The following is a 13274-nucleotide window of genomic DNA, read 5'->3' as shown; positions in this document are numbered from 1 at the left end:
GCATATGACGATTTCCGCTCAGGTGATTGATACTATCGTCGAGTGGATTGATGACAACCTGCATCAACCGCTGCGTATTGATGATATCGCTCGCCATGCCGGGTATTCGAAATGGCATCTGCAACGGCTGTTTTTACAGTATAAAGGGGAGAGCCTGGGGCGCTATATTCGCGAAAGGAAGCTGCTGCTGGCCGCCCGCGATCTGCGTGACACCGATCAGCGGGTCTACGATATCTGCCTGAAGTATGGCTTCGATTCGCAACAGACCTTTACCCGCGTCTTCACCCGGACCTTCAATCTGCCGCCGGGCGCCTACCGTAAAGAGAACCACAGTCGCGCCCACTGAGGCGCGCCCTTCCTGGTTTAGCGTTCGAGCGAAAACCAGCGACGCCACACCCAGCGCAGCACCAGATACTCAATGGCGCCCAGTGCTAAGAACCACAAACAAAACAACACCGTATAAAGCTGGTTGAGATCCATCATATGGAATGTCTCAACCAGCTTTTGCGCCAGCGTCAGGCCCAGCGACGGCGCGGGCAACAGCAGACAGGAGAGCAGAGCCAGGAGCAGGATCCCGGCGGCGGAGAGGAGCGTTTCCAGCGGATGTTTCATGTCATGTTAATCATCAGTTAAAAAACATATTGTCCGGCAAAATAATCCCTAACGCAATATGCTTTGTATTTTACTCGCCTTAATGCGCTTCTGTTTAATATTATGGCCTGCCTTTTATTCCCATGTTAATTAATCTGAAATAATTTGTAATTAAATTAAAATCAGTCTCCTGTAAATTACTGTCATTATTATGCCAGCGCTTTTACAAAACTATAAGTGCTATATCCCACCAGCGTGGCAGCGATGATGGCCAGCAAGATGTACAGCGCCAGACGGCGTCCGCGGTAGATTCCAAACATATTTAACCTCGTTTAGTTTTGGTTTATTAATATTCTGTAATAGTTGGCTCGTGGAATTAACTTACCACATATTTTTTATTTTGCGAAAAATTTAGGCTTGTATTGGTTCACATTTTTATCGGCTTTTTCGCCACCTTTTACTGCATTGGCCAGGAATGATTTCAGGCTTTCCGACTCACGGAATTTATAAGGAAAATGTAATTTGACCAAGATGAATAACCCAAAGTTTACGACGCCCTCGGGCGACACCGCGCCACGGCAGGTCTGGCAGCAGACCGTTGACGCAGTGCTGGCGCAGACCAAAAGCCAGGCCGCTGGGTTAAGTTCCGCAGACGCCGCCGAGCGCCTGAATAGCTGTGGGCCGAACGCGCTGCCGGAAAAGAAAGGGAAACCGGCCTGGCTGCGCTTTCTTGCCCACTTTAACGACGTACTGATTTACGTGCTGCTGGCCGCCGCGGCGCTGACCGCCATCATGGGGCACTGGGTCGATACCCTGGTGATCCTCGGCGTGACGGTGATTAACGCCCTGATCGGCCATATCCAGGAGAGCAACGCCGAAAAGTCCCTGCAGGGGATCCGCAACATGCTCTCCAGCGATGCCCGCGTCCAGCGTAACGGCAAACATGAGACTATCCCGACGCGCGACCTGGTTCCGGGGGATATCGTTATCCTGCGCGCCGGCGACCGCGTGCCGGCGGACATGCGGCTGATTGAAACGCACAACCTGCGGGTGGAAGAGGCGATCCTTACCGGCGAGTCGACGGTGGTGGATAAAATCACCGACGCGCTGGAAGGCGACCTGCCGCTGGGCGACCGGGTGAACATGGTCTTCTCCGGGACCACCGTCAGCGCCGGCGGCGGCGTCGGCGTGGTGACCGCCACCGGCGCGCAGACCGAACTCGGCCACATTAACCAGATGATGGCGGGCATTGAGAAGCACCGCACCCCGCTGCTGGTGCAGATGGATAAGCTCGGCAAAGCGATTTTCGTCATTATCCTCGCCATGATGGTGGCGCTGTTTATCTTCAGCCTCGCGCTGCGGGATATCCCGATGGGCGAGCTGCTGCTGTCGCTGATTAGCCTGGCGGTGGCCGCGGTACCGGAAGGACTGCCGGCGATCATCTCAATTATTCTGTCGCTCGGCGTGCAGACGATGGCGCGCAAGCGGGCGATTATCCGTAAGCTGCCGACCGTGGAAACCCTCGGCGCCATGACCGTGGTTTGCTCGGATAAAACCGGCACCCTGACGATGAACGAAATGACCGTCAAGGCGATCATCACCGCCGACTGCTGCTACCGGGTGGAAGGCGACAGCTATGAGCCGCAGGGGCGGATCTTCCTTGAGGGGAGCGATGAGCCCGTGCAGGTTCAGCCGGGTACCGTGCTGGAGACCTGGCTGCGCACCATCGACCTGTGCAACGACAGCCAGCTTATCCAGGATGAGCGCGGCCTGTGGGGGATCACCGGCGGGCCAACCGAAGGGGCGCTGAAGGTGCTGGCGGCGAAAGCGCAGCTCCCGGCGGTGGAGGCCCGTCTGGTGGCCAAGATCCCCTTTGACTCGCAGTACAAATATATGTCCACACTGCAGCACATCGATGGCGATGCCCGGGTGTTAATCACCGGTGCGCCGGACGTCATCTTCGGCATGTGCCGTGAGCAGATGAGCCGCCAGGGCGCGGTGCCGTTCGAGGCGCAGTACTGGGAAGAGGAGATGGCGCGCTTCGCCCGTCAGGGGCTGCGCATGGTGGCGGCGGCCTGTAAGCCGGCCAGCCTTGATGCCACCACGTTGAACCATGAGGATCTGCAGGAGGGACTGATTTTCCTCGGCATCGCCGGAATGATGGATCCGCCGCGTCCGGAAGCTATTGACGCTATCCACGCCTGCCAGACCGCCGGCATCCGCGTGAAGATGATCACCGGCGACCACCCGCAGACGGCGATGAGCATCGGCCAGATGTTGGGGATCACCAACAGCAGCCAGGCCATGACCGGCTACCAGCTGGAGCACATGGACGATGCGGCGCTGGCGAAGGCGGCGGTGGAGTACGACATCTTTGCCCGCACCAGTCCGGAGCATAAGCTGCGCCTGGTGAAAGCCCTGCAGGATAACGGCGAAGTGGTCGGCATGACCGGCGACGGCGTCAACGACGCGCCGGCGCTGCGCCAGGCCGACGTGGGTATCGCGATGGGTATCAAAGGGACCGAAGTCACCAAAGAGGCGGCTGACATGGTGTTGACCGATGATAACTTCGCCACCATCGCCAGCTCGGTAAAAGAGGGCCGTCGGGTCTATGACAACCTGAAGAAGACCATCCTCTTCATCATGCCGACCAACCTGGCGCAGGGGCTGCTGATCATCATCGCCCTGCTGGCGGGGAACATGATTCCGCTGACCCCGGTGCTGATCCTGTGGATGAACATGGCGACGTCGGCGACGCTCTCCTTCGGCCTGGCCTTTGAGGCCGCGGAGCGCAACGTGATGAACCGCCCGCCGCGTAAAACCGGCCAGCACGTGATGGATGGTTTCGCCGTGTGGCGGGTGGCTTTTGTCGGGTCTATGATTGCTATTGCCGCCTTTATCCTTGAGGCCTGGCTGGCGCCGCGCGGCCACAGTCCGGAGTTTATCCGCACCGTGCTGCTGCAGATGCTGGTGACGGCGCAGTGGGTCTACATGATCAACTGCCGCAGCAGCGACAGCTTCTCCCTGAGCATGGGCCTGCTGCGCAACAAAGGCATCTGGCTGGTGACCGGTGTCCTGCTGCTGATGCAGCTGGTGATTATCTATGTCCCGCTGATGCAGAACATGTTTGGCACGGAAGCGCTGCCGCTGCGCTACTGGTTTGTCACCCTGGTCATCGGCATCGCCATGTTCCTGGTGGTGGAAATCGAGAAGCGTCTGACGCGCCGGTTCCGCAAAACGGCCTGATCGATCTCGCGCGCCTCGCCGCAGGCGCGCGTTACTGTCGCAAGGATCCCCTATGATTAAAACCTTCCGCTTTGCGCTGCTGGCTAGCGCCCTGGCCAGCAGCGCCCTGACGGCCACCGCCGCGCCGGCGGTGCCGGTCCGCGTCGCCACGGCCGAACTGGCTCCTCATGCTGAAGAACGCGCCATCCCCGGACGGGTCGAGGCAATCCGCGCCGTCGACATTCGCGCGCGCACCGAAGGGGTGATTGTTCAGCGCCACTTCCAGGACGGGCAGTATGTGACCGAGGGCGACCTGCTGTTTACCCTCGACGACGCACAGCCCCGCGCGGCGCTGGCCCTGGCGCAGGCCGAGCTGAAAAGCGCAGAGGCCTCATTACGCCAGTCGCAACAGCTGCTCACTCGCTACGAGCGACTCATCAACAACCACTCCATCAGCCGCAACGACGTCGACACAGCCCGGATGCAGCGCGACGTCGCCGCCGCTGCCGTGCAGCAGGCGAAAGCCCGCGTCGAGGCCCAGCAGATTGTGCTCAGTTATACCCGGATTGCGGCGCCGGTGACCGGACGGGTGGGCCACAGCGCCTTTCACGTCGGGACGCTGATTAACCCATCCAGCGGCGTGCTGGTGGACATTGTGCAGCTGGATCCGGTGCGGGTCTCGTTCGCCCTCGACGAAGCCGCGTTTTTCAGCAAAACCGGCCAGCATGCCGACATCCACGCTCTGAAGCAGGCGTGGCTGGCGCAGATTGACGTGGATGGCAAACGGCGCGATGGGGTGTTGACCTCCATCGATAACCGGATTGACGCCCGCACCGGCAGCGTGGCGGTGCGGGCGGAGTTCGCCAATCCGCAGCACCGTCTGCTGCCGGGCGGCAGCGTAACAATCCTGTTCCGTCCGCAGGAGCTGCAGTCACGGGTGATGATCCCGGCCGCCGCCGTGCAGCAGGATCCGCAGGGCTTTTTCAGCTGGGTGCTGAAGCCGGACCATACCGCCGGGCAGCGTCGTCTGACCCTCGCCGGGCAGCAGGGGCAGCAGTTTGCGGTTGAGAAAGGGCTGCAGGCGGGCGAGCAGGTGATCACCGACGGCGCGCAGCGTTTACGCGAAGGCGCCGCGGTACAGGTGCTGAACTAAGTAAGGAGAAGGGATGCTGACCTTTTTTATCCGTCGTCCGCGATTTGCCATGGTGATCGCGCTGCTGCTGACCTTTGTCGGCGCGGTGTCGCTGAAGCTGATCCCGGTGGAGCAGTACCCGGCGATCACGCCTCCGGTGGTGAACGTTACCGCCAGCTGGCCAGGCGCCAGCGCGTCAGACGTGGCGGAGGCTATCGCCGCCCCGCTGGAGACCCAGCTCAACGGCGTCGATCATATGCTGTATATGGAGTCCACCAGCTCGGATGAGGGAACGTACCGTCTGAGTATTACCTTCGCGGCGGGCACCGACGCCGACCTGGCGGCGATCGACGTGCAAAACCGGGTGTCGCAGGCGCTGGCTCAGCTCCCGGCGGAGGTGCAGCAGAATGGGGTCCAGGTACGCAAGCGCGCCAGCAACCTGCTGATGGGGGTGAGCCTCTACTCGCCGCTGGGCACGCTGTCGCCGCTGTTTGTCAGTAACTACGCCAGCACCCAGGTGCGCGAGGCGCTGGCGCGCCTGCCCGGCGTCGGCGAGGTGCAGATGTTTGGCGCCCGGGATTACAGTATGCGCATCTGGCTGCGTCCGGACCGCATGAACGCCCTCAACATCACCACGGATGACGTTGCCCAGGCGCTGCGCGAGCAGAATGTGCAGGGCGCGGCGGGGCAGGTGGGCACCCCGCCGGTATTCAACGGTCAGCAGCAGACGCTGACCATCAACGGGCTGGGGCGTCTGAACGAGGCGGCCAGCTTTGGCGAGATTATCCTCCGTCGCGGCGCGCAGGGACAGCTGGTGCGCCTCACCGACGTGGCGACCATCGAGCTGGGCGCCCGCAGCTACAGCTCCGGCGCGCAGCTCAACGGTAAAGCGTCGGCCTATCTGGGTATCTACCCGACGCCCACCGCCAATGCCCTGCAGGTCGCCAGCGCAGTGCGCGCTGAGCTTAACCGCCTGCACACCCGCTTTCCGGCGGATCTCACCTGGGAGGTGAAGTTCGATACCACCCGCTTTGTGGCGGCGACGATCAAAGAGATCGGCGTCTCGCTGGCGCTGACCCTGCTGGCGGTGGTCGTGGTGGTGTCGCTGTTCCTGCAGAGCTGGCGGGCGACGCTGATCGTAGTGCTGGCAATCCCGGTGTCACTGATCGGCACCTTTGCGGTACTCTATCTGCTGGGCTACAGCGCCAACACCCTCAGCCTGTTCGCAATTATTCTCGCCCTGACGATGGTGGTGGATGACGCCATTGTGGTGGTGGAGAATGTGGAAACCAAAATGGCGGAAGGGCTGGATCGCCTGCAGGCCACCGCCCAGGCGCTGCGGCAGATCGCCGGGCCGGTGATCGCTACGACCCTGGTGCTGCTGGCGGTGTTTGTGCCGGTGGCGCTGCTCCCGGGGATCGTCGGCGAGCTGTACCGGCAGTTTGCCGTGACGCTCTCCACCGCGGTGGCCCTGTCGAGCCTGGTGGCGTTAACCCTAACCCCAGCCCTCTGCGCGCTACTGCTGCGCCCGCGTCCCGCCCGGCCGGCGGCGGTGTGGCGGGCGTTTAACCGTCTCCTCGACGGCACCCGCGACGGCTATGGCCGGCTGGTTGGCTGGATGAACCGCCGCCCCTGGCTGGCGCTGGCGGCGACGGTCGCGGCGGGCGCGCTGGTGGCGTTCAGCTTTAGCTCAATGCCGAAAGGCTTCCTGCCGCAGGAAGATCAGGGTTACCTGTTTGCCAGCGTGCAGCTGCCGGAGGCGGCGTCGCTGGAGCGCACCGAAGCGGTGATGGCCCAGGCGCGCAAGCTGCTGACGGCTAACCCGGCGGTGGAGGATGTGATTCAGGTGTCCGGCTTCAACATTCTCAACGGCACCAGCGCCTCTAACGGCGGGTTTATCTCGGTAATGCTCAAGGACTGGCATCAGCGGCCGCCGCTGGATGCGGTGATGGCGGATATCCAGCGCCAGCTGCTGTCGCTGCCGGAGGCGACGATCATGACCTTCGCGCCGCCGACCCTGCCGGGCCTGGGCAATGCCTCGGGATTTGATCTGCGCATCCTGGCGCAGGCCGGTCAGTCGTCGGCGGAGCTGGAGCAGGTGACGCAGGAGATCCTTCAACTGGCGAACCAGCATCCGCAGCTGAGCCGGGTGTTTACCACCTGGAGCAGCAACGTGCCGCAGCTGACCCTGACGGTCGACCGCGACCGGGCGGCGCTGCTGGATGTGCCGGTGGCGCAGATCTTCAGCAGCCTGCAGACGGCGTTCGGCGGCACGCGCGCCGGTGATTTCAGCCTTAACAACCGTGTCTATCATGTGGTGATGCAAAATGAGATGCAGTGGCGCGAGCGGGCTGAGCAGATTAGCGAGCTGTACGTCCGCAGCCGCGACGGCGAGCGGGTGCGGCTGAGCAATCTGGTCACCATTACGCCGACGGTGGGGGCGCCGTTTATTCAGCAGTACAACCAGTTCCCGTCCGTATCGGTGAGCGGTTCAGCGGCCGAGGGGGTCAGCAGCCGTACGGCGATGGCGGCTATGGAGCAGATTCTGCAGGCCCATCTGCCGCCGGGGTATGACTACGCCTGGAGCGGCATCTCCTGGCAGGAGCAGCAGACCGGCAATCAGGCGGTGTGGATCGTGCTGGCGGCGGTGGCGATGGCGTGGCTGTTCCTGGTGGCGCAGTATGAGAGCTGGACGCTGCCGGCGAGCGTCATGCTTTCGGTGCTGTTCGCCATCGGCGGAGCGCTGCTCTGGCTGTGGACGGCGGGCTATGCCAACGATGTGTATGTCCAGATAGGACTGGTGCTGCTGATCGCCCTGGCGGCGAAGAATGCGATTCTGATCGTTGAGTTTGCCCGCAGCCGGCGCGAAGAGGGATTGTCGATAGTCGACGCCGCGCGCGAGGGCGCCACCCGCCGCTTCCGCGCGGTGATGATGACCGCGGTGTCGTTTATTATCGGCATCATGCCGATGATGCTCGCCACCGGCGCCGGGGCGCAGAGCCGGCGGATCATCGGCACCACGGTGTTCAGCGGAATGCTGGTGGCGACGATGGTTGGCATCCTGTTTATTCCTTCGCTGTATGTTCTGTTTCAGCGTATGCGCGAGTGGGCACATCGGCGGGGGTAAGCGCGGCGTTACCGGTCGGTAACGGGGATACTCCAGGCTGCAACGACTACCGGGCGGTCCCCTCTCCCTTAGGGAGAGGGGGAGGGTGAGGGGGGGTTTTGCGTTCACGTTGCGTTTGGGCGTGAGCCCCGCCTTATCTGCCGACCTCCGGTTAGCCGATTTCAGCGGGAATCGGCCCTGCTGCACGCCCGTAGATTTCAGGGGCCATATCATAGCGAACAGACTCTGTAGGCCCGGTAAGCGCAGCGCCACCGGGCAAGGACATCGGGCACGGCGGCAATACCTTGCCCGGCCTGCCGTTAATTTATTCACTCTCCTGGCTGGAATGGCCGCCCCCAAACGCGCCCGCTATTTCCTCTCCACCGTTATCATGGTCACGAACGGATGATATTGCCACGGCACGCTGCCGCCTTTGCGGTACATCTTCGACAGGGTGCCGTCGAGATAAAGCATCTGCCGCACCCCAAGCTTTGACTGCGCATAGCAGGCAAAATCATAGAAGTTGGTCTCGCGATCGCTGAGCATAAACACCACCCGGCCTTGCTTATCGATGCCAACCCCGTTGCGCAGTTTGCGCGAGCTGGCGGAGGGCTTCAGCCGCCAGTTGATGACGCCATTCTCAATCAGCATCGGGCCGGACTGCACCGCATAGCGGATGGCGGGAGAGCGTTTGTACGCCGGCAGCGGCACGATTTTCGCCCGGCCGTTCTCCACCAGGAATACGCCGCCGGGGCGGATAAAGAAGTTCCCGCCGCCGGCGGAGCGGTTTACCGGCGTCAGGCGTTTGCCGTCTTCGATATACAGCCCCAGCGGCGCGTAGGCCTTATCGTAAATGCCGCCGTTCATCGCCATCTGCACCCGGCCATCGCCATCGATACCCGCCAGCAGCGAACGCAGGGAACCCCAGGCTTTACCGTGCCGATCCAGCCAGTACATTGCAATGCGCTCTTTCTGCGCATCCACCCGATAGCTCTGCAGGGTTAGCGTCGGGTCGGTGAGGGTACAGGCGGCGCTGGCGACGGCGGCCAGGGGCAGCAGCGCCAGGGGGAGCAGGCAGCGTAATAACATGGGCAATCCTTTCTATGGTCTGCGCCGAGTATACCCGCCTCGCTGTCTTATGCCGCCCAAATCTCACAGTGTTTTTGCACCAGCCCGGAAAGCGAACCGCCGTTGGCGATAAACTCGCGCATCTGCTGCGCCTCGCTGTGCGGCGATTTCGCCTGGCGAACCACCGCCTCCAGCGCCGCCGTCGCCTTCAGCTGATGGGCGAAAGGTGCCAGCCGGTCGGCGAGCTGCAGGATCTCCTGGCGGATGCTGCGCTGCTCCCCGCTGCGCACGTCGGTAAGGGTCCCGTCCAGCCCGTAGCGGCAGGCCTGATAGCGGTTAAAAGGGTACAGCAGATAATCATCAGGCTGGTGCTTAAAGGGGCGCTCCGTCAACAGCCAGCAGGCCAGGGTCTGTATAAAGCCGGCGATATGGATCGCCTGGGCGAGGGTCAGAGGAGTGTCCATCACCCGCACCTCGACGGTCCCAAACTGCGGGCTGGGGCGAATATCCCAGTGCAGATCCTTCATGCTGTCGATCATGCTGGTGTAGCTCAGCTGGCGGAACAGGCGACGAAACCCCTGCCAGTCGGCCACCCACGGCATCGGACCGTTGTCGGGATAAGAGGAGAAGCGGTTGAGGCGCGAACAGGCGAAGCGGCTGTCGGTGCTGTCGAACCACGGCGAGGCGGCGTTGAGGGCGATGAAGTGCGGCACAAAGCGCGACAAGCCGTGCAGCAGATAGATGGCGTCGTCGCCGCTCTGACAGCCGACGTGCACATGCTGGCCAAAGACCGTCGCCTGCTGCGCCAGATAGCCAAAATGCTCGACGGTTTTGACATAGCGCGGATTGTCGCTGATCTGCTGACGCTGCCAGGCATGAAAGGGGTGGGAACCCCCGCCGCAGATCTGCAGATGATGATGCAGCGCCGCGCGCTGGACCGCCTGCTGGATGGCGCTGAGCTGGATTTGCGCATGGCTGATGTCGCGGCACACCCCGGTGGCGATCTCCAGCATGCTCTCGGTGATATCGTGCTTGGCTTCTCCCACGGTCAGCTCATGCTGGACGTCGGCAATCAGCGTCGAGGCATCCTGGCTGAGGTCGTAACCCGGCGGGTTCACCACCTGCAGCTCCAGTTCGATACCGAGGGTAAAAGGATCGGAGCGGTGAAAATCGGCTAAAGGCATAGTCTCTCCCGGTCGATGTGTTCCCTGAAGTATAGAAGGGATTGATCCCGACGGAGAATACGCCGCGGCGGAGGACGGGGATGAATAAAAAAGTGACGCAGAGTGATTATTTGAAATTTGCCATATAGCGACTGGTGCAATTCTGCAACATATTTCCCGCTGGCGGTGCGACGGAATAAGGTGCAATTATTTTCCCATAATTATCATGGTGATAATATAAGTCCTTCTTATTTTACCGGTCGGTTTCGGCCTATTTCCGCCCGCGCAAGAGCTGGTACGCATTTTGCCTGTTAATTCGTGACACTTTATTTAACAGGGATCATGTGATGCACAAAACAACGTTATTTTCGCGTGCCGGTCGTCTCGCCGTGGCGGTGAGCGGCGCACTGGCCCTGGCGGGCGCCGCCTTACCTGCCAACGCCTCCACGCTGCGGATCGCCATGACCGCCGCGGATATTCCGTTAACCCTCGGCCAGCCGGATCAGGGCTATGAGGGCAACCGCTTTACCGGCATCCCGCTGTATGACGCGCTGGTGGAGTGGGATCTGTCGCAAGGTGAAAAGCCCAGCGGTCTGGTGCCAGGGCTGGCGACCGAGTGGCACATCGATCCGCAGAACACCAGCCGCTGGATTTTCACCCTGCGTCCGGGGGTGAAGTTTCATGATGGGACGGAGGTGAACGCCGACGCCATCGTCTGGAACGTGGATAAGGTGCTCAATAAAGCAGCGCCGCAGTACGCCCCGGGCCAGATCGGCAACACCCTGTCGCGCATGCCGACCCTCACCGGCGCGGAGAAAATTGACGACCACACCGTGGCGCTGACCACCTCGGAACCGGACGCGCTGCTGCCGTACAACATCACCAACCTGTTTATTGTCTCGCCCACGGCGTGGCAAAAGCAGTATGACGCGGTGCCGGCCAGCGCGGGGGATAGCGCCGCGCGCAGCAAACAGGCGTGGACCGCCTTCGCCGCCCATGCGGTGGGCAGCGGCCCGTTCAAACTGGAGAAGCTGGTGCCGCGTCAGCAGCTGATCCTCGCGAAAAACCCCGACTACTGGAACAAAGATCGCATTCCCCGGGTGGATAAGGTGGTGCTGATCCCTTTGCCGGAGGCCAACGCCCGCACCGCAGCGCTGCTGTCGAAGCAGGTGGACTGGATTGAAGCCCCGGCGCCGGACGCCATCGATCAGATCAAGTCTCAGGGTTTTCACCTTTACGCCAACACCCAGCCGCACCTGTGGCCCTGGCAGTTCTCCTTTGAAAAAGGATCGCCGTGGCAGGACATTCGGGTGCGCAAAGCGGCCAACCTGTGTCTGAACCGCGCCGAGCTGAAGAGCTACCTCGGCGGCTACATGACCGAGGCCACCGGGGTCTACGAGGCCGACAGCCCGTGGCATGGCAAACCCACCTTCCAGATCAAATATGACCCGGACGCCGCCCGTCAGCTGATGACCGAGGCTGGATACAGCGCCGGCAAGCCGCTGCCCGTCACGGTGGCCACCTCGGCCTCCGGCTCCGGGCAGATGCAGCCCTTGCCGATGAACGAGTATATCCAGCAGAGCCTGAAGAGCTGCTTCTTCAATGTGGATATTAAAGTGGTGGAATGGAACACCCTGTTCACCAACTGGCGCCTGGGCGCCCGGGATCCCTCGGCAAAAGGGATCGACGCGATCAACGTCAGCGCCGCGGTCAATGATCCCTATTTTGGCCTGATCCGCTTCTCGACCGCCAAAGCGTTTCCGCCGGTGGCGACCAACTGGGGCTACTTCGCCACCCCAGAGACGGAAAAACTCGCCGCCGCCGTCAAGCACGCCTTTACCCCGGAAGCGATGAATAAAGCCGCCGGCGATCTGCACGCCGCGCTGGTGGATCAGGTGCCGTTCCTGTTTGTCGCCCACGACGTCGGGCCGCGCGCGATTTCGCCCGCGGTGGCCGGAGTGGTGCAACCGCAGAGCTGGTTTATCGACCTCAGCCTGGTGAGCAAAAAAGAGTAATCGCGAAAGGGGCAACCGATGATCAATACGCTGCTATACCGCATTCTGCTGGCTATCCCCACCATGCTTGGGGTGGCGGTGATCTGTTTCATGCTGGTGCAGATCGCGCCGGGCGACCCGCTGGTGTCGGTGATGCCGCCGGACGCCTCGGAGGCGCTGCGCCAGACGCTGATGCAGGCCTACGGCTTTGATAAGCCGCTGCCTCTGCAGTTTATCCACTGGCTGTGGCGGGCGCTGCACGGCGACCTCGGTATGTCGGTCGCCACCGGCCGCCCGGTGATAGACGAGGTGATGACCGCAGTGGCTTACTCCCTGCGCCTGGCGCTGCTGGCGACGGCGATCGGCTTCGTCCTCGGCAGCCTGTTTGGCTTTGTCGCCGGCTATTTTCGCAACAGCGTCATTGACCGTCTGGCCTCGGTGTTGTCGGTGTTTGGCGTCAGCGTGCCGCATTACTGGCTGGGGATGCTGTTGGTGATCCTCTGCAGCGTCAAGTTCGCGCTGCTGCCGGCCACCGGCGGCGGGCCAATAGGCGAGGTGGGCTGGCAATGGGACTGGGCGCACCTGCAGTTCATGCTGCTGCCGGCCATCACGCTGTCGGTGATCCCGACCGGGATTATCGCCCGCACCGTGCGCTCGCAGGTAGCCGATATCCTCAGCCAGGAGTTTATCGTTGGCCTGCGCGCCCGCGGCCTTAACGAATCGCGCATCTTTGTCCACGTCATGAAAAATGCCGCGCCAACCGCGCTGGCGGTGATGGGGCTGCAGGTGGGCTATCTGATGGGCGGCTCGATCCTCGTGGAGACCGTCTTCTCCTGGCCGGGGACCGGGCTGCTGCTCAATACCGCCATCTTGCAGCGCGACTTGCCCCTGCTGCAGGGCACTATCTGGGTGCTGGCGCTGTTTTTCGTGTTGCTCAACCTGTTGGTGGATATTCTGCAGGCCACCCTCGACCCGCGCATTAAGAGGAGCTGACC

At 62.0% G+C, this 13274-nt stretch carries 9 protein-coding genes; 6 read left to right on the top strand and 3 right to left on the bottom strand.

The genetic code is table 11. The annotated features are described in order from the left end of the window. Positions 1-4: 4 nt before the first annotated feature. On the top strand, positions 5-346 hold the full coding sequence (locus tag GT756_RS05710) for a RamA family antibiotic efflux transcriptional regulator (protein ID WP_004202492.1): 342 nt from the start codon (positions 5-7) through the stop codon (positions 344-346). 17 nt (positions 347-363) lie between these two features. Here GT756_RS05710 and GT756_RS05705 read toward each other — a convergent pair whose 3' ends face one another. After that, complete coding sequence (locus GT756_RS05705; RefSeq protein ID WP_002893037.1) at positions 364-612, bottom strand: DUF1158 domain-containing protein; 249 nt, start codon at positions 610-612, stop codon at positions 364-366. A gap of 501 nt (positions 613-1113) precedes the next feature. Between GT756_RS05705 and GT756_RS05700 the strand changes: the two genes are divergently transcribed. From GT756_RS05700 to GT756_RS05690, 3 genes are read left to right on the top strand one after another with little or no spacing between them, the layout of a single operon-like run. Beyond that, entirely contained in the window at positions 1114-3837 is a 2724-nt protein-coding gene (locus tag GT756_RS05700; RefSeq protein WP_017899015.1) for a cation-transporting P-type ATPase, read from the top strand. A gap of 52 nt (positions 3838-3889) precedes the next feature. Then, positions 3890-4969, top strand: a complete 1080-nt coding sequence (locus GT756_RS05695) for an efflux RND transporter periplasmic adaptor subunit (protein ID WP_004202498.1) — start codon at positions 3890-3892, stop codon at positions 4967-4969. A gap of 13 nt (positions 4970-4982) precedes the next feature. Beyond that, on the top strand, positions 4983-8075 hold the full coding sequence (locus GT756_RS05690) for an efflux RND transporter permease subunit (RefSeq protein ID WP_004202499.1): 3093 nt from the start codon (positions 4983-4985) through the stop codon (positions 8073-8075). A 348-nt stretch (positions 8076-8423) separates the two neighbouring features. Here GT756_RS05690 and GT756_RS05685 read toward each other — a convergent pair whose 3' ends face one another. Beyond that, positions 8424-9143: a phosphodiester glycosidase family protein gene (locus GT756_RS05685; protein ID WP_004202500.1), complete on the bottom strand. Its 720-nt coding sequence runs from the start codon at positions 9141-9143 to the stop codon at positions 8424-8426. A gap of 47 nt (positions 9144-9190) precedes the next feature. Then, on the bottom strand, positions 9191-10306 hold the full coding sequence (locus tag GT756_RS05680; RefSeq protein WP_004202501.1) for a YbdK family carboxylate-amine ligase: 1116 nt from the start codon (positions 10304-10306) through the stop codon (positions 9191-9193). A 326-nt stretch (positions 10307-10632) separates the two neighbouring features. Between GT756_RS05680 and GT756_RS05675 the strand changes: the two genes are divergently transcribed. Both GT756_RS05675 and GT756_RS05670 read left to right on the top strand, forming a co-directional pair. Next, entirely contained in the window at positions 10633-12300 is a 1668-nt protein-coding gene (locus GT756_RS05675) for an ABC transporter substrate-binding protein (RefSeq protein ID WP_160124593.1), read from the top strand. Positions 12301-12318: 18 nt separating this feature from the next. After that, a complete protein-coding gene (locus GT756_RS05670; RefSeq protein WP_160124592.1) occupies positions 12319-13272 on the top strand; it encodes an ABC transporter permease in 954 nt (317 codons plus the stop codon). Positions 13273-13274: the final 2 nt, after the last annotated feature.

The sequence above is a fragment of the Klebsiella sp. Q2 genome (assembly GCF_009900705.1).
GTDB lineage: Bacteria > Pseudomonadota > Gammaproteobacteria > Enterobacterales > Enterobacteriaceae > Klebsiella > Klebsiella quasipneumoniae.
The sequence above is the reverse complement of the archived record's forward strand: the minus strand, read 5'-3'. Positions and strand labels throughout refer to the sequence as shown.